20 protein-coding genes are annotated in these 22,382 nt (G+C 58.5%); 8 read left to right on the top strand and 12 right to left on the bottom strand.

Going from position 1 to position 22,382, the window contains the following annotated elements; translation table 11 throughout:
• The first annotated feature begins 81 nt into the window (after positions 1 to 81).
• Positions 82 to 249, top strand: coding sequence for a 50S ribosomal protein L33 (gene rpmG, locus AC13QY_RS25060; protein ID WP_003587245.1), 168 nt, complete (start codon positions 82 to 84; stop codon positions 247 to 249).
• An 825-nt stretch (positions 250 to 1,074) separates the two neighbouring features.
• Here the strand turns inward: rpmG and AC13QY_RS25065 are convergent.
• Positions 1,075 to 2,448: a PleD family two-component system response regulator gene (locus tag AC13QY_RS25065; RefSeq protein ID WP_488494129.1), complete on the bottom strand. Its 1,374-nt coding sequence runs from the start codon at positions 2,446 to 2,448 to the stop codon at positions 1,075 to 1,077.
• Positions 2,449 to 2,464: 16 nt separating this feature from the next.
• The gene (locus tag AC13QY_RS25070; RefSeq protein ID WP_028754034.1) at positions 2,465 to 2,836 is read right to left on the bottom strand and encodes a response regulator; all 372 of its coding nucleotides are present in this window, start codon (positions 2,834 to 2,836) and stop codon (positions 2,465 to 2,467) included.
• Positions 2,837 to 2,967: 131 nt separating this feature from the next.
• On the opposite strand from AC13QY_RS25070, the gene AC13QY_RS25075 reads away from it, so the two are divergent.
• Both AC13QY_RS25075 and AC13QY_RS25080 read left to right on the top strand, forming a co-directional pair.
• The gene (locus tag AC13QY_RS25075) at positions 2,968 to 3,276 is read left to right on the top strand and encodes a DUF3572 domain-containing protein (protein ID WP_069614952.1); all 309 of its coding nucleotides are present in this window, start codon (positions 2,968 to 2,970) and stop codon (positions 3,274 to 3,276) included.
• Positions 3,277 to 3,278: 2 nt separating this feature from the next.
• On the top strand, positions 3,279 to 3,926 hold the full coding sequence (locus AC13QY_RS25080) for a hypothetical protein (protein ID WP_113351565.1): 648 nt from the start codon (positions 3,279 to 3,281) through the stop codon (positions 3,924 to 3,926).
• Positions 3,927 to 3,943: 17 nt separating this feature from the next.
• On the opposite strand, the gene AC13QY_RS25085 is transcribed toward AC13QY_RS25080, so the two are convergent.
• Positions 3,944 to 4,522, bottom strand: coding sequence for a GNAT family N-acetyltransferase (locus AC13QY_RS25085; protein ID WP_069614954.1), 579 nt, complete (start codon positions 4,520 to 4,522; stop codon positions 3,944 to 3,946).
• 83 nt (positions 4,523 to 4,605) lie between these two features.
• On the opposite strand from AC13QY_RS25085, the gene AC13QY_RS25090 reads away from it, so the two are divergent.
• The 3 genes from AC13QY_RS25090 to AC13QY_RS25100 all read left to right on the top strand — a co-directional run bounded on the left by AC13QY_RS25090 (position 4,606) and on the right by AC13QY_RS25100 (position 8,595).
• Positions 4,606 to 5,895, top strand: a complete 1,290-nt coding sequence (locus AC13QY_RS25090) for a DNA polymerase IV (RefSeq protein WP_152094294.1) — start codon at positions 4,606 to 4,608, stop codon at positions 5,893 to 5,895.
• A gap of 190 nt (positions 5,896 to 6,085) precedes the next feature.
• Positions 6,086 to 7,129, top strand: a complete 1,044-nt coding sequence (locus tag AC13QY_RS25095; protein WP_113328963.1) for a glycoside hydrolase family 25 protein — start codon at positions 6,086 to 6,088, stop codon at positions 7,127 to 7,129.
• Between the two features lie 194 nt (positions 7,130 to 7,323).
• Entirely contained in the window at positions 7,324 to 8,595 is a 1,272-nt protein-coding gene (locus tag AC13QY_RS25100) for a L,D-transpeptidase family protein (protein ID WP_152094295.1), read from the top strand.
• A gap of 62 nt (positions 8,596 to 8,657) precedes the next feature.
• Here the strand turns inward: AC13QY_RS25100 and dnaE are convergent, their stop codons facing one another.
• The gene (gene dnaE / locus AC13QY_RS25105) at positions 8,658 to 12,152 is read right to left on the bottom strand and encodes a DNA polymerase III subunit alpha (protein WP_113328965.1); all 3,495 of its coding nucleotides are present in this window, start codon (positions 12,150 to 12,152) and stop codon (positions 8,658 to 8,660) included.
• A 356-nt stretch (positions 12,153 to 12,508) separates the two neighbouring features.
• Between dnaE and AC13QY_RS25110 the strand changes: the two genes are divergently transcribed.
• Positions 12,509 to 13,096 carry a hypothetical protein gene (locus AC13QY_RS25110; protein ID WP_145631379.1) on the top strand — a complete coding sequence of 196 codons (588 nt, stop codon included), beginning with the start codon at positions 12,509 to 12,511 and terminating at the stop codon, positions 13,094 to 13,096.
• 79 nt (positions 13,097 to 13,175) lie between these two features.
• On the top strand, positions 13,176 to 13,643 hold the full coding sequence (locus AC13QY_RS25115; RefSeq protein ID WP_488494130.1) for a DUF5680 domain-containing protein: 468 nt from the start codon (positions 13,176 to 13,178) through the stop codon (positions 13,641 to 13,643).
• A 7-nt stretch (positions 13,644 to 13,650) separates the two neighbouring features.
• On the opposite strand, the gene AC13QY_RS25120 is transcribed toward AC13QY_RS25115, so the two are convergent.
• The 8 genes from AC13QY_RS25120 to nuoN all read right to left on the bottom strand — a co-directional run bounded on the left by AC13QY_RS25120 (position 13,651) and on the right by nuoN (position 22,379).
• Positions 13,651 to 14,334, bottom strand: coding sequence for an ABC transporter ATP-binding protein (locus AC13QY_RS25120; RefSeq protein WP_145631385.1), 684 nt, complete (start codon positions 14,332 to 14,334; stop codon positions 13,651 to 13,653).
• 14 nt (positions 14,335 to 14,348) lie between these two features.
• Positions 14,349 to 15,659 (bottom strand): lipoprotein-releasing ABC transporter permease subunit, encoded by a 1,311-nt coding sequence (locus AC13QY_RS25125; protein ID WP_113328968.1) that lies wholly within the window; start codon positions 15,657 to 15,659, stop codon positions 14,349 to 14,351.
• 26 nt (positions 15,660 to 15,685) lie between these two features.
• Complete coding sequence (gene proS, locus AC13QY_RS25130; protein ID WP_113328969.1) at positions 15,686 to 17,008, bottom strand: proline--tRNA ligase; 1,323 nt, start codon at positions 17,006 to 17,008, stop codon at positions 15,686 to 15,688.
• A gap of 622 nt (positions 17,009 to 17,630) precedes the next feature.
• Positions 17,631 to 17,906, bottom strand: a complete 276-nt coding sequence (locus AC13QY_RS25135; RefSeq protein ID WP_069614963.1) for a DUF1467 family protein — start codon at positions 17,904 to 17,906, stop codon at positions 17,631 to 17,633.
• A gap of 149 nt (positions 17,907 to 18,055) precedes the next feature.
• The gene (gene mce, locus AC13QY_RS25140) at positions 18,056 to 18,460 is read right to left on the bottom strand and encodes a methylmalonyl-CoA epimerase (RefSeq protein WP_152096420.1); all 405 of its coding nucleotides are present in this window, start codon (positions 18,458 to 18,460) and stop codon (positions 18,056 to 18,058) included.
• Positions 18,461 to 18,484: 24 nt separating this feature from the next.
• Entirely contained in the window at positions 18,485 to 20,158 is a 1,674-nt protein-coding gene (locus tag AC13QY_RS25145; RefSeq protein WP_112723119.1) for a ribonuclease J, read from the bottom strand.
• 14 nt (positions 20,159 to 20,172) lie between these two features.
• Positions 20,173 to 20,937, bottom strand: a complete 765-nt coding sequence (locus tag AC13QY_RS25150; protein WP_488487290.1) for a biotin--[acetyl-CoA-carboxylase] ligase — start codon at positions 20,935 to 20,937, stop codon at positions 20,173 to 20,175.
• Entirely contained in the window at positions 20,937 to 22,379 is a 1,443-nt protein-coding gene (gene nuoN, locus AC13QY_RS25155; RefSeq protein ID WP_113328973.1) for an NADH-quinone oxidoreductase subunit NuoN, read from the bottom strand. Before nuoN ends, AC13QY_RS25150 begins: the two co-directional genes overlap by 1 nt.
• Between the last annotated feature and the right edge of the window lie 3 nt (positions 22,380 to 22,382).

Genomic DNA, 22,382 nt, shown 5'->3' on the forward strand with positions numbered 1-22,382 from the left:
TTGTATTTTCGCGCCAGAATTCGCCGTGGACCTCCGCACTGGCCGTCCACGGCGTTCATTTTTATTAAAGGCAGGACGACCATGGCCAAGGCTACCACCATCAAGATCAAGCTGCTGTCGACGGCCGACACCGGTTTCTTCTACGTCACGACGAAGAACAGCCGTACGATGACGGACAAGATGACGAAGACGAAGTACGACCCGATTGCTAAGAAGCATGTCGAGTTCAAGGAAACGAAGATCAAGTAAGTTTCCTAAACTTTAGGTTACAAAAAGGTGCTAAACCCTCGGGTTGGCGCCTTTTTTTGTTTTGGCGGTATCGTCTCGATCGTTGTCCGATTTTGCGACGTCAGTTAGAAAACTCCCGCGTGGAGCAATGGCCTGCCGTGTCGGTAGAAAAGAAAAACGCCGCCTTCGACGAACGAAGAGCGGCGTTTTAAAATTGGGGGCCGGCTAGCCTGCAAAACGGCACGAGGAACCGTTATCTTTCTGCCTGCCAGCCGACCGACCCCACGACCCAGGAGATGCGGCGGACCTGAGCATCATGGGGTATCTCGGAACCCTTGCGGGTTGTCCATGTACGAGACTAAATTCGCGCGAAACCGAAAGAAAATCAACAAATTCTTAATGATAAAAAATGCCTGTCTGCTCGGATGGTTAAAATTCATGACTTTGGTGGAAAGGAATGTCCGATAGTCTTAGTGAAATTAACTCAAGAAACTATCAAGAATAAAGTGATAATGCCTCCTTTGTTAGAAAAGATCGAATACAGATATTCAAGAGCATTTGAATATACAAATTACATTCAGTTAATCGGTCAACTTTCAACGGACATCTCATCAACACGCCGCCAACAAAACAAAACTATATGCCGATAAGACAAGAATATTTCGAAAGTACCCGAAAAGCGAAGGTATCTGGCGAATTCAAAAGTATAAGTATGCAGCGTTTCTTTAAAACAAGGCTATGTGACGATGCCCGCAGGATAAAGAACAAAAAATTTTGAACTGTTGTTCAAAACCTGAAAAATACCCTCAATATTCACGGGCGGCCGCATTTCTCCGCCATTCATCCCTAGGCCGCTGAAGCTACAACCCTATTGCGTCCTGCTCTTTTGGCCTCGTAAAGCGCAATGTCCGCCTGCTTCATCAACTGCTCCGGCGTCTCGATCGTCTCCAAACGGCACGAAATTCCGAAGGAAGCGGTGATGTTAAGCGCAACACCGTTTTCGCGTAATTTCACCGGCATATTTTCTACCGCAGCGCGTAGTCGTTCCGCGACCGCGGCGGCCGTATCGGCAGGCGTATCCGGCATAACCACAACGAACTCCTCGCCCCCATAACGGCATGCGAGATCTGCGCCGCGTACCGTGGAACGGATTCTCGCGGCGAATTCCTTGAGAACTTCATCGCCGGCATCGTGGCCATGGGTGTCGTTGACGGTCTTGAAGCGATCGATATCGGTAATCAATATCGAGAGCGGCCGGCCCCGCGCCAGGGAACGGTCGAAAAGCACCTTGAGGTGATTGTCGAGATAGCGCCTGTTATGCAGGCCAGTGAGCGCATCGGTGACGGCAAGCTCGATCGTCTGCTGTACGCTGGCGCGCAGGCGATCATTATAGCGTTTGCGGCGTATCTGCGTGAGGCAGCGCGCGACGAGTTCGTTCGGATCGATCGGCCGGACGATATAGTCGTTGACACCGAGATCCAGCGCGCGGACGATCATGTCGTCTGCGCCCTGCTCCGTCACCAGCAGCACGGGCAGAAAACGCGTGCGCTCCAGCGAACGAAGCTGCGAGCAAAGCCGCAGCGGGTCGTAGTCGTCGAAATTCGAATTGACGATGACCAGTTCGAACGCCCGTTCAGCAGCCTCGAACAGAGCGGCCTGCGGATCGGACATTGCGACGACCTGGGCGATCGGCTTGAGCGTGCGGATGATACGCTCCTGCGAATTGGCGCGGCCATCGACCAGCAGTACCTGGCCGGCTTCCTCGGTGCGGCCGTCGCCAGCCCGCATCAGATCGTCAATACCGAAATTGCGCGCAGTCTCGTTGCGCATATGCAGCTCGTCGCTCAATGTCTTCAAGCGAAGCAGGCTCTTGACGCGCGAAATGAGCTGCAGGTCGTTGACGGGCTTGGTCAGGAAATCGTCGGCACCGGCCTTCAGGCCGCGCACACGGTCGGCAGGCTGATCGAGCGCCGTGACCATGACGACGGGTATATGGGCGGTGCGGGGATCGGATTTCAGGCGTTCGCACACCTCAAAACCATCCATGCCGGGCATCATGATATCGAGGAGGATGAGATCGACCTGCGTGCCCGCGCAAATGGCGAGCGCCTTCAAGCCGTCTTCGGCTGTCAGCACTTCGAAATATTCGGCGAGCAGCCGCGCTTCCACAAGCTTCACATTGGCCGGAATATCGTCGACTACCAGGATGCGTGCGGTCATCAGCTCTTCCCCATCATCAGGCGTCGCCCAGATAGGTCTTTATGGTCTCAATGAATTTCGGCACCGAAATCGGCTTCGACACATAGGCCTCGCAACCGCCCTGGCGAATGCGCTCCTCATCGCCCTTCATGGCGAAGGCCGTGACCGCGATCACAGGGATCACGTGAAGATCGTCGTCTTCCTTCAGCCATTTGGTGACCTCCAGACCGGAAACTTCCGGCAGCTGGATATCCATGAGGATCAGATCGGGACGGTGCTTGCGCGCGAGATCGAGCGCTTCCATACCGTTACGGGTCTGGATCGTCGTGTAGCCGGACGCTTCGATCAGATCGCGAAAGAGCTTCATATTGAGCTCGTTGTCTTCTACAATCATTACCTGCTTAGGCATGGAAAGCTGTCCCTGCATCCGGTATTGCATCCATTCTCTCGAAATATAGGGTCGCGAGGAACCGATTCCAGAAATACTTGAATCGCAAACTACCGGCATTTGGTTGAAAAATAGGTAACTCACCCGTCAAAATGCAAAGTAACTTCAAGAACCCGAAGAAGAGCGCGGCCGACCCGCAAGAGACTGCCATTGCCGTACTCGGCTGGCTGGCCAATGAACCGGATATGTTCGGCCGCTTCTTGGCGCTGACCGGCATAGAGCCGGCACAGGTGCGCAACGCCATCAACGAGCCGGCCTTTCTTGCCGGTATGCTCGATTTCCTCATGAACCACGAACCGACATTGCTGGCCTTCTGCGAGGCCAGCGGCATTGCGCCGGAGGCCGTCGCCGCTGCATCGGCGCATTTTTCGCCGCCAGGCCTTGCCTCTGGAGAATACTGATCATGGATGCCCCGATCGAATTCGACGTATCGCATATCCAGCTGCAGGAGCGGCCGTTGATCGTTTGCGATGTCGACGACGTCGTCTTGCACTTCTTTGCGCCCTTCCTGACCTTCATCGAGGCAGAAGGCCATGAATTCCTGCCGCGTTCCTTCCGGCTGACGGGCAACATCGTCTCCAAGGCCAACGGCTCTGCGCTGGAAGAAAAGGATGTTCATCGGCTGATCGGAGCCTTCTTCGAGGCACAGGAAAAATGGCAGACACCACTCGATCGCGTGGTCGATACGCTCGGCGAATTCTCGAAAGACGCTGACATCGTTTTCCTCACCGCCATGCCGCCGCAGTTCTGGGAACAGAGGCGGCGACTGCTGGACAGACTCGAGCTTACCTATCCACTGCTCGCGTCGCTGCAGCCCAAGGGGCCGATCGTGCGCTCGCTGCATCGGCGGCGCGAGATGCCCCTCGCCTTCGTCGATGATATGGCCCACAATCTGCATTCGGTTAGCGAGCATGTTCCGGAGTGCCTCCTCATCAATCTGAAACCGGATTCCATCGTCCACCGCATGTCACCGGCAGCGGCCGCGGGTATTCCAGAAGCCAACGAATGGAGCCAGGCAGCGCCGCTGATCCAGGCCCATATCGCGCGCTGACGCCGCCCAAGCTGCCCTCAGAGCACGAGGCGCATCAGAGGCCTGCCATCCTTGCGCTTTGCAACTTCCAAAAATCCGGCGGCCTCGAAGATGCGCTGCGAACCGACATAGAGACCGACGGATTTCGACTGCTTGGTACGCTCGATCGGACAGCCTTCGAGCAACCGCGCGCCTGACGCACGGGCAAAATTCACGGCCTCCGACAACATGCGGTGGCTGTGTCCCTTGCCGCGATCCTTCGAATTCATGAAGAAGCAGCTCACCGCCCAGACGGAACTGTCTTCCGCATCGGCGGGATCGAGCGGACGCGACACCGTTTTCGGCGAGTTCCATTGCGGCAGCTCTGCACGCGGACCGACCTGCACCCAGGCGATCGGTTGTCCATCATTATAGCCTAGAAGGCCGGGCGGCGGCCCAGCCGAGATTCGCTCGCGGATCAACTGCTTCTTTGCTGCTGCATCCATCGTCTTGCGCTGCGATGTCGGGACGCGGAAATAGGTGCACCAACAGCCATAACAGGCGCCGCTTGGCCCAAACAACGTCTCGAAATCGTCCCATCGGTCTGGCGTCAACGGCTGCACGATTAAATTCTGCACTCCCGCCTCCCCGGCAGTTTTCCAGCTTGAGACTCGCAAGCTTAGAACATAAAGTGGCGATGTTCAATTTTTGTTCTCGTTCCATGACCCATGCGCCCGACAAGATCTCCGGCTTCTGTCGCGATTGCTTGAGCGAGCAATCGGCCATGCGCACGCGCTGTCGGAGCTGCGGCAGCCCCCGCCTCGTTTACCACCGGGAGCTCTATGGGCTGACGTTGGCGCATATCGATTGCGATGCCTTCTATGCCTCCATCGAAAAACGCGACAATCCGGAGCTCGCCGATAAGCCTGTCATCATCGGCGGCGGCAAGCGCGGCGTCGTCTCCACCGCCTGCTATATCGCCCGCATCCACGGGGTGCGCTCCGCCATGCCGATGTTCAAGGCGCTGGAAGCCTGCCCACAGGCTATCGTCATCCGTCCAAACATGGAGAAATACGTCCGCGTCGGCCGCGAGGTTCGAGGCATGATGCAGGACCTGACGCCGCTGGTTCAGCCGCTTTCGATCGACGAAGCGTTTCTTGAACTCGACGGCACGCAGCGGCTCCATCACGATCCGCCGGCTCGCATTCTCGCCAAGTTCGCCAAGCGGGTGGAGCAGGAAATCGGCATCACCATCTCCGTTGGGCTGTCGTACTGCAAGTTCCTCGCCAAGGTGGCCTCCGACCTGCAGAAGCCGCGAGGCTTCTCCGTCATCGGCAAGGAAGAGGCCCTCTCCTTTCTGAAGCCACGGCCAGTCACGACGATATGGGGTGTCGGCAAGGCCTTTGCCGCGACGCTCGAAAGCGATGGCATCCGCACTATCGGCCAATTGCAGGCCATGGAGGAAGGCGATCTCATGCGCCGTTACGGCGTTATCGGGCAGCGGCTTTTCCGTCTCTCACGAGGGATCGACGACCGAACCGTGCATCCCAACGAAGCGGCGAAAAGCGTGTCTTCCGAAACCACCTTCTTCGAAGATATCGGGCGCCATGAGGATCTCGTGCCGATCCTGCGCGATCTCTCCGAGAAGGTTTCACGGCGTCTGAAACGCAGCGGCATTGCCGGCCAGACCGTCGTGCTGAAGCTCAAAACCTCGGATTTCAAGATCCGCACGCGTAACCGCCGTCTGGAGGACCCGACCCAATTGGCGGACCGGATTTTTCGCACCGGCTTGCGGCTGCTCGAGCCCGAGACGGACGGCACGAAGTTTCGCCTCATCGGCATCGGCGTCACCGATCTTGGCGATGCCGGACGCGCAGATCCACCCGATCTTATCGACGTGCAGGCTGCGCGACGGGCTGCGGCGGAAGCAGCCATGGACAAGCTGCGAGAAAAATTCGGCAATAAGACAGTCGAAACCGGCTACACGTTTGGCGACAAAAACCACAAATAACAATTATTTAGCACAAGTCACCACATGGTGATTTTTGGCTGTGTCGCAAATAATCGCGCCACGCGCGCGATTCTTTCGCGCGAAAAAGCTCGGATTCAAACTTTTTTGGTAAATTTCCATTAGGACTTGGATTCTGTAACTTTTCGGCGGCGTGAACTCGTCGCCGAGTGTGTTTTGCGTACGGGTTCCTATGCGTCTATCGGCTGTATCGACCATTTTTCTCGCCTGCCTGACGATTTCAGGCTGCGCCGCCCGAGGTGAGCGCGAAGCCGCGCAAGCCGCACCGCCTTCGAAAGAATTGACGAGTTCCATTGCAAAGACCAGCAGGCCGGTGCCGTCGGTCGAAATCGGCGAAACGGTTTCGCGCGTCGAGCGACAGCAGGCTCTCGCAGTCGCCATGCCGACGAACCTCCGTCCGGAGGGGATCATGCCTTCCGATCAGAGCGACGACGGTGACGCACCCGTGCCGCTGCAGCGGCCGCTCGCCATGCTCTCTCCATCAAACCCGATGCCCCGCGCCCTGAGGCAGCAGCCGATGCAGATCTACAGCCATCGCTTCCGCGATGCCAAGCCGATCAACTTCGGTACGTCTACCTCGCCCCGGAAGCTCGCCGTCCATGGCGTCGACGTCTCGCGCTGGCAGGGCGAGATCGACTGGGATACGCTGCGCACACAGGGTGCGAACTTCGTCTACATCAAGGCAACGGATGGCGGCGATCATCTCGATCCCATGTTCAAGAAGAACTGGCGTGCCGCCCAGCAGGCCGGCCTGAAGCACGGCGCCTATCACTTCTTCTATTGGTGCCGGACTGCGGGAGAGCAGGCCGACTGGTTCATCCGCAACGTGCCCAAGGAGGCCGGAGCGCTGCCGCCTGTCATCGACGTCGAATGGAACGGCGAGTCGAGCTGCAAGCGGCGTCCTTCGCGAGAGCAGGTTCTCGCCAAGATGCAGGTCTTCATGGACAAGCTGGAAAAGCATTACGGCCAGCGTCCGATCGTCTACACCGCACCGGATTTCTATCGCGACAATCTGAGCGGCGAGCTGCTCGACTATCCCTTCTGGCTGCGCGCCGTGGCTCAACATCCATCCAAGGTCTATCCGGGCCGTAAATGGCTGTTCTGGCAATATTCCGGCTCCGGCGTATCCCACGGCGTCGAAGGCAGGATCGACCTCAACGCCTTCCACGGCAGCGAGCAGGACTGGCACAACTGGGTGGCCTCCAACGTCCACTGATCGCACATAAGCCGCAGATTTCATTCATCGCCGAAGCAGAGTGTGGCCGCTCCGCTTCGGCGATGCTGTATTGGGCTGGCATTCGGCGAACTCACGTTTTCATGGACGCGGAAAGGCATGAGTTTTCGGCAAGTCTTCCTTAAACTTCGAAGTCTAACCTTCGGCCCAACGAGTATTGCGTTTTGGTTGTGTCTATGAAGCCATTTTTGTTGCTGGGGCTCGCGCTGTTGTCAGCCACCGCCCTTTCTCATCCCGTCTTTGCTGCGCCGGATGCCCGCACCCTGCAGATTGTGGTGTCGAAGGACAGGCAGTCGCTTGCGGTCTATGACGGCGACAAAGTGATCGCGACTTCGAAGGTTTCCACCGGCAAGCGCGGGCACACGACCCCGAGCGGCATCTTCTCCATTCTGGAAAAGAAGGTCTATCACGAGTCCAACCTCTACTCGGCCTCGCCTATGCCCTTCATGCAGAGGCTGACCTGGTCGGGAATTGCGCTGCACGAGTCCAACTCGGTGCCGAATTATCCGGCGTCCCATGGCTGCGTGCGCATGCCGAAGGCCTTTGCCAAGACGCTCTATCAAATGACCGAGCGCGGCGTCCATGTCGTCATCGCCGATCAGCCGCTCGTGCCGCAGCCATTCGAAAACGCGACGCTGTTCCAGCCGCTGCCAGCTCCACCACCGGCGCTGTTTTCCGGCATCGAACTGCGCCCCATGACCGCGAGCTTCCTGCCGCAGGCACAACCGTTGCAGGTCGCGACGAATGACGTAACCTCGATCAAGATACCAAAGGCACAGGAGACTCTAGCGCCACCGGCCGATCCAGCGCCGCTCAGCATCCTCATCACCCGGCGCGGGCTGCGCGAAAACGTGCGCGACCTACAGGGCATCCTGAATGGAATGGGCTTTATCACCGGAACACCCGACGGGATGCTCGGGCCGGCGACGGTACAGGCGATCGAAGACTTCAAGAAGGCACATGATATCAAGACGACGGGCGGCCTTGTCAGTCCCACGCTGATGAAGGCGGTCTATGCCGCCGCCGGCAAGGGCGAACCGCCGAACGGTGCGATCATGGTCCGCCAGAACTTCAAGCCGCTCTTCGAAGGCCCCGCAATTATCGCCGAGCCGCAAGAAGCGCTCGGCGTACATTTCTTCACCGCCAACGCGATCGACCGGATCAGCGGAAAGGCCGACTGGTTCGGCATGACGCTCGAAGAAGATTTGAGCAAGCAGACGAAGAAGCGCTACGGCATCACCAGCGAGGAGCAATCGCAATCGTTCGACGCAGCCGGACAGGCGCTCAATCGCATCACCATTCCCGACGATATCCGTCACCGCATCGAGGATTTGCTGACAGCCGGGTCGTCACTGACGATTTCCGATACCGGTGTGGGACCGGAAACCGGCAACGAGACCGATTTCATCACCATTACCAACAATGGCGCGCTGGGTAAGAAGGGCTAGAGCCTTTTTGTTTTTACGCAATTCCGGACGGAAAACCGCTATCCACTTTTCCTGGAATTGCTTCAGACCAGCTCCACGTCGATCACGCCGGGTGCCGTGCGCAAGGCAGCAGCGATTTCGGGCGTGATGCGATATTTCTCCGGCAGTGCCACCTCGACCTCGCGCATTCCTTCCTCCTTGATGACGATGAAGGAAACCAGGCCATCGCCCTTGGCGTTCAGATGCGCGGCGACGGCTTTCAGCGGGCCGGAATCGCGGACATAGACGCGCAGTGCCTTCTGCATCTGCAACGACTTCTCCTCCAGCGACTGCGCCGTCTGCAGGCGCAGGCTGATGCCTTCCGGGCGCTCATCTGCCTGGGCGGTAATGACGAAGGATTTGCCGACTTCGAGAACGTCGCGATACTGGTTGAGCGTTTCCGAGAAAAGCACGGCTTCGAACTGGCCCGAGGCATCAGAGAAGACGAAGATGCCCATCTTGTTGCCGGTGCGCGTCTTGCGCTCCTGCTTGGAGATCACCGTGCCGGCGAGACGGCCGTTGCTGGCGCCCTGCTTTACGGCGGCGGAGAACTCGGCAAACGGCTGCACCCGCATCTTGTCGAGCACGCTCTTATAAGTATCGAGCGGATGTGCCGTCAGATAGAAGCCGAGCACCTGGAATTCGCGCAGCAAACGCTCCGAGGCGAGCCATGGCGTATAGGGCGGAAACACAATCTTTTCCGGACCGGAGGCTGCACTTCCGAACATGTCATGCTGGCCGCTGCGCTTGTTTTCCTGCGCCACCTGGGCATAGCCCATGATGCGGTCGAGGCCGGCGATCAGCTGGGCGCGATCGATTTCGAAGCAATCGAAAGCGCCGGCACAGATCAGGCTTTCCAGAACGCGGCGGTTGATCTGCTTGGGATCGATGCGCAGGCAGAAATCCTCGATGCCGGCGAAGGGTTTGTCGCCGCGCACCTCGACGATATGGTCGACGGCGGATTCGCCAACACCTTTGATGGCGGCCAGAGCATAATAGATTCGGTTATCACCCGTCTCGAAATGACGGAACGAGGTCTGCACGGAAGGTGCGATGACCTCGATGCCCAGCCGCTTGGCATCCTGACGGAAGTCGTTGACCTTTTCGGTGTTGGACATATCGAGCGTCATCGACGCTGCCAGGAACTCCACCGGATAGTGCGCCTTCATATAGGCGGTCTGGTAGGAGACGATGGCGTAGGCAGCGGCATGCGACTTGTTGAAGCCGTAATTGGCGAATTTCGCGAGCAGATCGAAGATGACGTCGGCCTGGCCCTTCGAAACGCCGTTCTTGATGGCTCCGTCGACGAAGCGCTCGCGCTGCTGGTCCATCTCCGCCTTGATCTTCTTACCCATGGCGCGGCGCAGAAGATCCGCTTCGCCGAGCGAATAGCCGGAAAGCACCTGGGCGACCTGCATCACCTGTTCCTGGTAGACGATAACGCCCTGGGTTTCCTTAAGAAGATAGTCGATCTTCGGATGGATCGATTCGATCTCTTCCTCGCCATGCTTGCGGGCATTATAGACCGGGATATTCTCCATCGGGCCGGGACGATAGAGCGCTACGAGCGCGATGATATCCTCGATGCAGTCGGGACGCATGCCGATCAGCGCCTTGCGCATGCCCGCACTTTCCACCTGGAACACGCCGACCGTCTCGCCGCGCGAGAGCATCTCATAGCTCGGTTTGTCGTCGAGCGGTATGCTGGCAAGATCGATCGAGATGCCGCGCTTGGCAACGAAATCGACGGCCGTCTTGAGGACAGTCAGCGTCTTCAAGCCGAGGAAGTCGAACTTCACCAGCCCGGCCTGCTCCACCCATTTCATGTTGAACTGGGTGACCGGCATGTCGGAGCGCGGATCGCGATACATCGGCACGAGCTTCGACAGCGGACGGTCGCCGATGACGATACCGGCGGCGTGCGTCGACGCGTGACGATAGAGGCCTTCGATCTTCTGGGCGATGTCGAGAAGTCGGGCGACGACCGGCTCCTTGTCCGCCTCCTCCTGCAGGCGCGGCTCCTCCTCGATCGCCTTGCTGAGCGGGGTCGGATTGGCGGGATTGTTCGGCACCAGCTTGCAGATCTTATCGACCTGGCCATAAGGCATTTCGAGCACGCGACCGACGTCGCGCAAGGCTGCGCGCGCCTGCAGCGAACCGAAGGTGATGATCTGCGCCACCTGCTCGCGGCCGTATTTGGCCTGCACGTAACGGATCACCTCTTCGCGCCGGTCCTGGCAGAAGTCGATATCGAAGTCCGGCATGGAGACGCGTTCCGGATTGAGGAAGCGCTCGAACAGCAGCGAGAAGCGCAGCGGATCGACGTCGGTGATGGTCAGAGCGTAAGCGACCAGCGAACCCGCACCGGAACCGCGGCCTGGGCCGACAGGGATATCGTGACGCTTGGCCCACTTGATGAAGTCCGCGACGATCAGGAAGTAGCCGGGAAACTTCATGCGCTCGATAACGCTCAGTTCGAATTCCAGCCGCTCGCGATAATCCTTTTCCGCATAGCCCGGCGCCATGCCGAGCGAGGCGAGACGCTGGTCGAGCCCCTCAATCGCCTGAGCGCGCAGCTCGGCGGCCTCGGCGCGTTCCGCCTCCTCCGCATCGTCCGTGGCGCCGGTGAAGCGCGGCAGGATCGGCTTGCGGGTCTTCAGGATGAAGGAGCAGCGGCGAGCGATCTCGACCGTGTTCTCCAGCGCTTCGGGCAGATTGGCGAAGAGTTTCGCCATGTCGGCACGGCTCTTGAGATAATGATCCGGCGTCAGGCGGAACCGCGTATCGTCCGAGACAATGGCATTGTGGGCCACCGCCATCAAAGCGTCATGCGCATCATAATCATCCCGCGTCGGGAAAAATGCTTCGTTGGTGGCAACGAGCGGGATGTCATGCTCATAAGCAAGCTTGATCATCTTCTGCTCGTGACGACGATCATAGGTGCCATGGCGCTGCAATTCGACATAAAGCCTGTCGCCGAACAGCTGCTTCAGCCTCAACAACCGAGAGAGCGCCTGGGCGGCGTGCCCTTCTTTCAACGCCATATCGACGGGACCGGTGAGCGAACCGGTGAGTGCAATCATTCCTTCCGTGCCGATTTCATCCAGCCATGATGCTGCAATGTGAACGGCGCTGTTGCCCTCGCCGCCGAGATAAGCGCGGCTGACGAGATCAACGAGGCGCTCATATCCCCGCTCGGTTGCGGCAAGCAGAACGATGGATGGCAGCTTCGCCAGAGCCTGCTGCGGCCCGCGCTTCTCGCCCTCGCCGCCATCCTCCATATCGATCGACAGCTGACAGCCGATGATCGGCTGCAGCCCCTCATCCATCGCCTTTTGCGAGAATTCCAGGGCAACGAACAGATTGTTGGTATCGGTGATGGCAATAGCCGGCTGACTGTCCCCGGCAGCCTTGGCCAATATCTTCTTGAGCGGCAATGCGCCCTCTAGCAGAGAATAGGCGGAATGAACCCTGAGGTGCACGAATTCCGGCATTTCGCCGACCGGCGCTGCCGCGCCGCTGCCACCTGCATCCGCCATTTCATACCCTTCCGCACACCTGAATGAATCAGCGGCATTTTCGGCATTGCGGACCGTAAAGTCCAGAAGTTTGCTCCCATCAAATATGGGAACAGCATGTGCAAATGGGGGACAAAACTTACATCGCCATCATGATGAGGGAAAAGCTGGCAACGAACATGACGATGGAAGTGAATGCTGCAACGTCTCGAATAATGTCGGTCATTTAGGCGCTCCTTACTCGTTATGTTTCTTTTTTGTTCCATTTTTGTTCGAGAGTCAATAGACACATCAGGAAATTTCATTGGACGGTTTTCTGCCCTCAGATGGACGCCGGCACAACCGAGCGTTATGCAAGGGCAAACAGGGAGATCACGATGAAATCACTTGCCTGCGCTCTCGCCATTCTTTTGACCGCAACTGCGGCTCAAGCAGAAAATACATCTGCACCCGAGCGCATCGTCGACGCTGCAATCGGCGACTGGAACAAGGACGGGAAACCGGACCTTGCCATTCTGGTAGCTCCCCCGGCGGACAAGCAGGCCGAAACCTCCATCGGCATCTACATCTATCTGCGTGACAACGAGCATTCCCTATTGCAATTGGCAGCAAGCGCTCCTGACAAGATCTGGGGTAGAGCCAGCGGTGTTTACGGCCAGGAACCTTCGATCGCCGCGCTGCCGAACGGTTCGATCGCAATCACCTCACAGAACGATGCAATCGGCCGCGATCGTTGGCATCAAACGCTAACACTTGCCTATCGCAACAACGGTTTCGTGGTGGCCGGCTACACTTACGATGCCCGCGATACGCTCGAACCGGATAATAGCCAGACCTGCGACTACAATGTATTGACCGGTAAGGTGACGAAAGGCAGCAAGACGCTGAAGACCGACGCCAAGACCATCAACATTCAGGATTGGCAGGATGAGATCGGGGAGAAGGCCTGCGGGCTCGGCCATTAACAACGCATGTTCACTTTTTGTTCTTTACACCTCTTCGGATCCATGGCATCTTGGCCACTCACCAAAATTGGAGAGGGTCATGCCGGATCTTGCCGAGCTGAACGATTTTATTGTCGCCGCCAAAGCCGAGACCTATGTTGGTGACGGCGAGCGGCTGCCGTCCTGCCGAAGCGGCTCGCATGACATCGGTTATGCGAGCGGCCGCTGGCGCTATCTCGACAGCTATTTCGGCGGCACGGATTTCGCGGGACAGGAACTCGTCTGGCATGACGACAAGCCGGTATGGGCCATGAACTATTTCGGCCATATCGTCGAGCCCGATCTGATCGACGGAACGCGAGCCGGCATTGTTATCAAGGCGGCACTTCTGCGCCTCTATCAGGATGAAAAACGTTTTCTAGGCGGCTTCGAATTCGAACATATCTATGGCCGCTATATCGACCGCAGCACCGGATCGTGCGACCACTTTATCGGGCACGAAGCCATCATGGTGAATGAGCACAAGGCCTATGAGCTGGATTATCGCGGTGGCCTGATCGTCCCGTAACGGCCAATCAGACTTCGACCACCTTGCCTTCACTCAACGTGACACGGCGATCCATCCGGGCCGCAAGCTCGTGATTGTGGGTGGCAATCAACGCCGCGAGACCCGACTGACGCACCAGTGCTTCCAGCGCATCGAAGACGTAATGCGCCGTGGCCGGGTCGAGATTACCTGTGGGCTCATCCGCCAGCAGCACCAGCGGTGCATTGGCGACAGCACGGGCGATCGCGACACGCTGCTGCTCGCCGCCGGAGAGCTCGGCGGGGCGGTGATCGCCGCGATGGCCAATGCGCATATAGTCGAGAAGCTGGGAGGCCCGCTCGCTCGCATCTTTACGCGAGAGCCCGGAAATAAGCTGCGGCATCATGATATTCTCGAGAGCCGAGAACTCGGGCAGCAGGTGATGGAACTGATAGACGAAGCCTATTTCGCTGCGGCGCACGGCGGTCCGCCTATCGTCGGACAAGCCTTCGCAGGCCTGACCATTGACGAGCACCTCGCCGCCATCCGGATGCTCAAGCAGCCCGGCCACATGCAGAAGCGTCGACTTGCCCGTGCCTGATGGCGCGACAAGCGCGACGATCTCACCGCTATGCAAAGTGAAATCAGCGCCTTTCAGGATCGACAGCCGCGTCTCGCCCTGCCCGTAGTGACGCTCCACGCCAGAGAGCTGGAGAACGACGTTGCGTTTCATCAAATGGAATATCCTTATTCGTAGCGCAGCGCTTGCACCGGATCGAGCCGCGATGCGCGCCAAGCCGGAAAGATGGTGGCAAGGAAGGACAGAGTGAGCGCCATCACGATGACGGAGATGGTCTCGCCGAGGTTCATCTCGGCCGGCAATTTGCTGAGGAAATAGACCTCCGGATTGAAGATCACCGTGCCTGAAATCCAGGAGAAGAACTGGCGGATGGATTCGATGTTGAGGCAAACCAGAACACCGAGTATGACGCCGGCGAACGTTCCGACGACGCCGATCGCCGCACCCGTCATGAAGAAGATGCGCATGATCGCGCCCGATGTCGCCCCCATGGTGCGCAGGATGGCGATGTCGCTGCCCTTGTCCTTCACCAGCATGATCAAGCCGGAGATGATATTCAGCGCGGCGACCAGAACGATCAGCGTCAGGATCATGAACATCGTGTTGCGCTCGACCTGCAGGGCCGAGAAGAAGGTAGCGTTGACCTGCCGCCAGTCCGTCAGGAAGATCTGCCGCCCGGCCGCCTCTTCGATTTTCGGCCGCAGCTGATCGACGTCATCGGGATTGGTGATGAAGAGCTCTATCTTCTCGACAATGCCCTCGGCATTGAAGAAGACCTGCGCTTCTTCGAGCGGCATGAAGACGACGGAGGAATCATACTCCGACATGCCGACCTCGAAGATGCCGGAGATCGTATAGGCTTTGACGCGCGGGTTAACACCAAAAGGTGTCACATCGCCATCCGGTGCCGTAAGGGTGATCTGATCGCCGACCGTCAGGCCCAATTGCCGGGCCAATCGGCTGCCGACCAGAACGCCCTGTCCGGAGGCGAAACCAACCATGTCGCCGGACACGATGTGATCGGAGACTGATTTGAGCTTGGTCAGATCTTCCGGGCGGATGCCGCGCACCAGCGCGCCGGTGCCGGAGCCGCCGCGGCCGGAGGCGAGCGTTTCGCCCTCGACGAGCGGCAGGGCCATGGTGACGCCCGGAACGGCAGAAAACTTCTTGGCCAGATCGGCATAGTCATTTAGCGGCGAATCAATCGGCTGAACGACGACATGACCGTTGAAGCCAAGAATCTGTTTGAATAACTCGGCACGGAAACCGTTCATTACGGCCATGACGATGATCAGCGCCGCGACGCCGAGCATGATGCCGACCAGAGAGAAGCCGGCGATGACCGAAATCGAGGCCTCCTTGCGCCGGGAGCGCAGATAGCGCCAGGCCACAAGCCGTTCGAAACCGGAAAACGGGCGAGACGACGGGCCGGCCTTGAACGAATTTTCCTGCTGTTCCACTGCCGCGCTCACCGCCATTCGCCTTTCATCCTTTGTATCGTCAATCAGCCTGCCAGCCGATTGATCGCTGCCTCGACCGTCATCGTTTCGCGAGCGCCGGTCTTGCGGTCCTTCACTTCCACTTCGCCGTTCGCGATCGAACGCGGTCCGACGATGATCTGCACGGGTACGCCGATCAGATCGGCCGTTGCGAACTTCGTTCCGGCGCGATCGTCGCGATCGTCGTAAAGCACGTCCTTGCCGGCCTTCGACAACGCGGCGTAGACAGTTTCGCAAGCTTCGTCGCAGGCCTGGTCTCCAGCCTTCATATTGATCACCACGACGTCAAAAGGCGCGACCGAAGCCGGCCAGATGATTCCGTTTTCGTCATGCGATGCTTCGATGATGGCGGGAACAAGGCGTGTCGGGCCGATACCGTAAGATCCCATGTGGACAGCATGTTCCTTGCCGTCAGGACCCTGGACCTTGGCGCCCATCGGCTCGGAATATTTCGTGCCGAAATAGAAGATGTGGCCGACCTCAATGCCGCGCGCCGACAGGCGATCGCCTTCGGGAATGGCATTGAAGGCGGCTTCGTCATGCATTTCCGAGGTGGCGGCATAGACCGAGGTCCACTTGTCGAAAATCCCTTTCAGGCCAGCAACATCATCAAAATTGGTGTCTTCGCCGGGAATGTCGAAATTGACGAAATCCTTGTGGCAGAAAACTTCCGACTCGCCGGTGTCGGCGAGAATGATGAATTCGTGGCTAAGATTGCCGCCGATCGGGCCGGTATCTGCCCGCATCGGGATGGCTCTCAGGCCGAGACGATTGAAGGTGCGCAGATAGGCGGCGAACATCTTGTTATAAGAATGCACTGCTCCTTCCTGCGTCAGATCGAAGGAATAGGCATCCTTCATCATGAATTCGCGCGAGCGCATCGTGCCGAAACGCGGACGGATTTCGTCTCGGAATTTCAGCTGGATATGATAGAGGTTCAGCGGCAAGTCCTTGTAAGACTTGATGTAGGACCGGAAGATATCGGTGACCATTTCCTCATTGGTCGGGCCATAGAGCATAGGCCGATCCTGCCGGTCCTTGATGCGCAGCATCTCCTTGCCGTAGGCGTCATAACGGCCGCTTTCCTGCCAGAGCTCAGCCGACTGCAGCGTCGGCATCGACAGCTCGATGGCGCCGGAGCGGTTCTGCTCCTCGCGGATGATCTTGTTGACCTTGTCCAGCACGCGTTTGCCCAATGGCAGCCACGAATAGATACCCTGCGACTGCTGCCGGATCATGCCGGTGCGCAGCATGAGCCGATGGGAAACGATTTCAGCCTCCTTGGGATTTTCCTTCAGGATGGGCATGAAGTAACGAGACAGACGCATGACGCTTGTTCCAGATGGTTTGACGTTCCGCTGGCGGCGGAATCGTTAGCAAATTATGTACTGGAGGCAGTTCATAACTGCTTCGGCGCAGGAAGGAAACCCGCATTCTTCAATAGAAGAATTTGACAAAAGCCTGAGAATACAGGGGATAGAGCCCATTTTCGATGTTTCGAAAAAGCGCACGTTTATAAGGATTTACGACGGAAATTCGTCAACAGAAAAATTCTGCGCGGCTGTAGCAAAAAAGCAAAAAAAAGGATGACAAAGCTCAATGTTTGAGCTAATTTTAGCTCACAAAAGAGGCAGGAAGGCTAAATTCTTGCCGTTTCGCGGTCAAGTCTTGGGAGGATCAGATCTTAGGCGCGCTCGTTCGCTGCCCCGGTAACGGATAAGGATCACGCGATACTTTAAAACAAGGCTTTTAGCCTTGTTTTTTTTTGCTTTCTCAGCTCAGCCTCGACGGTCCACGGATTTGCCCGAAATACTCGGCTCGTGCTTCTGCTGAAATAATATACATAGACTGTAAATTCTTTGCTCCACGCTCATGACAAGCGTGTGACGAATTGATGGCGATCGCAAGGCACCCGCATTCCGGGCACCTTTAATCTACAGCTGTCACAGATCACTTGTAGCTTGGAACGATCTGCGGAATGGAATCTATACTCAGCCCGAAATAACGCGAGGCGATATACCACGCGCCATAAATAAGGGCCGATACCAGCGTTGTAGCAAGCACGACCCGCCAAGCACGAAATTTCGTCGGCGCACTTTCGACCGTACCCAGAATGACATGCTCATCCTCGGCCTGAGTACGCAAGCCAAAGGGCAGGACGGCGAAAAGCGTAATCCACCAGATGACGAAATAGACGGCGAAACCGGCGGCAATCTGCTGTGCCATTGTGCTCCCTTCGAGACGAGCCTGCTCGCCTCCTCCTCTTCCAAACTGCTTATAGGGGCAAAGCAGTTGTCTTTCAAAGCGCCGATCAGCGCACTTAAAGCAGATTCAGATTTTACGCCAGTTCCGCCAAAAATCATCCAGCTCTGATGTCACACCTGCTCAAGCTCGATGAGCGTGCCGAAGAAATCCTTCGGATGCAGGAAGAGTACAGGCTTGCCATGCGCACCGATCTTCGGATCGCCATTACCAAGCACGCGTGCACCGCTGGAAACCAGCTGATCGCGTGCCGCCAGGATATCCGCAACTTCGTAACAGATATGGTGCATGCCGCCATCCGGGTTCTTGGCGAGGAAGGAGGCGATGGGCGAAGCCTCGCCCAGGGGCTCGAGCAGCTCCACCTTGCTGTTCGGCAGCTCGACGAAAACGACGGTTACGCCATGCTCCGGCAAGGATTGTGGCGCGGATACAGTGGCGCCGAGCGTCTCGCGATAGGCTCGGGAAGCCATGGCGATATCGGGAACGGCGATCGCAATGTGATTGATGCGTCCCAACATGACCCTCTCCTCCCCGCTCAGACCTCAGCCGCCAGTGCGCGTGACGAATACGGTCACGACCGGCTTCTTGCCCCAGCCCTGGTTGGCGGCGGCACGCACCGCGCGGCGTACAGCCTCCTGCAGCATGTCCAGATCCTTGCGGCGCGCGCGCGGAATGCTCTCGATGGCACTGACAATGGCGTCGAAGAGCGTATCCTCCATCTCCTCGCCCTCGTCGTCATAGGCCGGCAGGCCGATCGGTACGAGGTCGGGATCACCGACGATGTCATAACGAGCATCGAGCACGACATTGACGGCGACGTGGCCGACATAGGAGAGCTTCTTGCGCTCGCCGATGCCCATCTCGTCAAAATCGCCGATCAGAATACCATCCTTGAAGATGCGCCCATGCGGCGCCTCGCCGATGACCTCGACGGGACCGGGCGCAAGGCGCACGACATCGCCGTTGCGCACCCGCGGCACGGTGGCAATGCCGCTCTGTTCGGCCAGCTCCTTATGGGCGGTCAAATGCGTCGCCTCGCCATGCACGGGGATAACGACCTTCGGGCGCGTCCACTCGTACATCTTCTGCAGTTCGTTGCGGCGAGGATGGCCGGAGACGTGCACAAGCGCTTCGGCATCCGTCACCACATGCACCCCCTGCTCGATCAGGCCGTTCTTGATGTCCTGAATCGCCTTTTCATTGCCCGGAATGGCGCGCGAAGAAAAGACGACGATATCGCCAGCGGCCAGTGCGACATTGCGCATCTCATCCCGGGAGAGCTTGGCAAGCGCTGCGCGCGGCTCGCCCTGGCTGCCGGTCAGGATGACCACGACCTTGTCGCGCGGGATATAGCCATACTCGTCTTCCGCGATGAAGGGCTTAATGCCTTCCATGAGGCCGATATCGCGGGCAACATCGACGACGCGCTTCAGCGAGCTGCCGAGCAGCAGCACTTCGCGGCCGGCGGCTTCGGCGGCCTCGGCGATGGTGCGGATGCGGCCGACATTCGAGGAGAAAGTGGTGATCGCTACCCTGCCCTCTGCATCCTCGATAATCTTGCGCAGGCTTTCCGAGACGTCCTTTTCCGAAGGCGAAACGCCATCACGCAAGGCGTTGGTGGAATCGCACATCAATGCCAGCACGCCTTCGTCCCCGAGCTGCCGGAAGCGGGTCTCATCGGTCAGCGGCCCAAGCGAGGGTTCGTGATCGATCTTCCAGTCGCCCGTATGGACGACATTACCGAGCGGCGTGCGGATCATCAGCGACATCGGCTCGGGGATCGAATGATTGACGGCCACGCCCTCGATCTCGAAAGGGCCGACATTGATGCGATCACCAGCCTTGAAGAGCGTCACCGGGATTTCGCCCATCGACTTCTCGTAATCGCGCTTGGCTTCAAGAAGGCCGGCGGTGAAGGCAGAGGCATAGATTGGAACATTCAGGCCCGGCCAAAGATCATTCAATGCGCCATAGTGATCCTCATGGGCATGGGTGATGATGATACCCTTGAGGTTCTTGCGCTCCTTGGCGAGGAAACGGATATCCGGCAAGACGAGATCGACGCCAGGCAGATCCGGCCCCGGGAAGGTGACGCCGCAATCGACCATGATCCATTGGCGCTGTTCCGCCGGGCCGTAGCCGTAGAGCGCGAGATTCATGCCGATTTCGCCGACGCCGCCGAGGGGCAGAAACACCAGTTCGTCTTGCTTCGCCATGTGATCCCCAACCATTATCCAAAGAAAACGTCGCCCGCCGCGATCGGCATGATCCTGCCGTCCTCGGTTTCGAGCATCAACAAGCCATTATCATCGATTCCCGAGAAATGGCCCGAAATCGAGCGATCCGGCAAATTTACCGTGATCTTTTCCCCGATGCCGCATGCAAATTCGCGCCAACGCGCGGTGATCTCGCGAACACCCTTGCCGCGGTTCCAGACACCAAGCGCCTCGGCCATATCGGCGTAAAGATGGGCAAACAGCTCATCCGGCGACACCATCGAGCCCTGCTGCCTGAGGCAGGTGACTGGATACATCGGATTGTCAGGCATGACTGCAATGTTGATGCCGATGCCGATGACCAGCGCATAACGCCCATCCGGCAAAGCCTCGCCTTCGATCAGAATGCCGCAGGTCTTCTTGCGGCCGATCAGGATATCGTTCGGCCATTTGATCTCTGCAGGTTCTGCGGCTAGCGGCAGCACGCCGCGCACCGCCTGATGCACGGCGACCGCGACCGCGAGCGGCAGCGAGCCGAGGCGGTCCATCGGAGCGGGATCGATCAGAAGGAGAGATGCGTAGAGATTGCCGGCTTCCGATACCCAAGGACGACCGCGGCGGCCGCGTCCACCCGTCTGACGCTCGGCGGTCACCCAAAGGTTCCCGGGATCGCCGGCACGTGCACGCTCGAGGCACACGCTATTCGTAGACGAGGTTTCCTGAAGGGCATCATGCCGGAAGTCGGCGAGCGACTTCCGGCTGTTCATGTCAGACGCCATCAAAACAGTGTCGCAGCAGCGAGATCGGCCGCTCCGCCGATTGCACCGCCGAAGAAGACATAGGTGATGACGAACAGGCCGGAGAGACCGAAGACGAGGCGCAGCGAACCGGCCGTGCGCGTGAATTCGTCCTTGGCTTCATCGAACCACATTACCTTGATGACGCGCAGATAGTAGTAAGCGCCGACGACCGAGGCCAGAACGCCGATGATGGCGAGCGCATAGAGATGCGCCTGGATGGCGGCGACGAAGACGAAATACTTTCCGAAGAAGCCTGCGAGTGGCGGAATACCAGCCAGCGAGAACATCAGCGCCGTCAGAACGACCGCCATGAACGGATTCGTCGTGGAGAGGCCGGCGAGATCGTCGATGCTTTCGACCTGACGGCCATCCTTGCGACGCATCGCCATGATGATGGCGAAGGAGCCGAGCGTCATGACCATATAGATGACCATATAGAGCATGACGCCGGATACGCCGGTCTTGGTACCGGCGGCGAGGCCGACGAGCGCATAGCCCATGTGACCGATCGACGAATAGGCCATCAGTCGCTTGAAATTGCGCTGACCGATCGCAGCGAAGGAGCCGAGCAGCATCGAGGCGATCGAGATGAACACGATAATCTGCTGCCAGTCGGCGAGCACCGGATGGAAGGCGGTGACGACGATGCGGGTCAGGATCGCCATGGCGGCAACCTTCGGGGCAGCCGCAAAGAAAGCGGTAACCGGCGTCGGCGCACCTTCGTAAACGTCCGGCGTCCACATGTGAAACGGCACGGCGGAGATCTTGAAGGCGAGGCCCGCAAGCACGAAGACCAGACCGAAGACGAGGCCGAGCGAACGGGTCTCGGCGCTGAGTGCGGTCGCGATCGCATCGAAGGTCGTGTGGCCGGTGAAGCCGTAAACCAGCGACATGCCATAGAGCAGCATACCGGAGGACAACGCGCCGAGCACGAAGTACTTCAGGCCAGCTTCGGTCGACTTGATGCTGTCGCGATTGATGGCGGCCACGACGTAAAGGGCCAGCGACTGCAGTTCCAGCGACAGGTAGAGCGAGATCAGGTCATGCGCGGAGATCATCAGCAGAATGCCGAGGGTCGCGAGCACAAGCAAGACCGGGAACTCGAAGCGATCGAGCTGCTGCTCTCGCGCCTGGCCCATGCTGAGGAACATGGCGACGATCGAGCCGACCAGCGCGACGATCTTCATGAAGCGGGAGAAGCCATCGGCGAGATAGGCGCCGCCATAGGCAAGCCCCTCCCCCGGCACGAAGATGATCCAGAGACCTGCCACCGCGAGGACCGCGATGGCAAGACCGGTGACCGTGGGTCCCGACCGCTCGCCCGAGAAGACGCCGATCATGAGCAACGCAAGCGCACCGACCGCGAGGATGAGCTCCGGAATGGAAAGATGCAGGCTTGCAAGAATTGTGTCAGCAGTCATATC

It is taken from the genome of Martinezella sp. CNPSo 3795 (assembly GCF_057784475.1).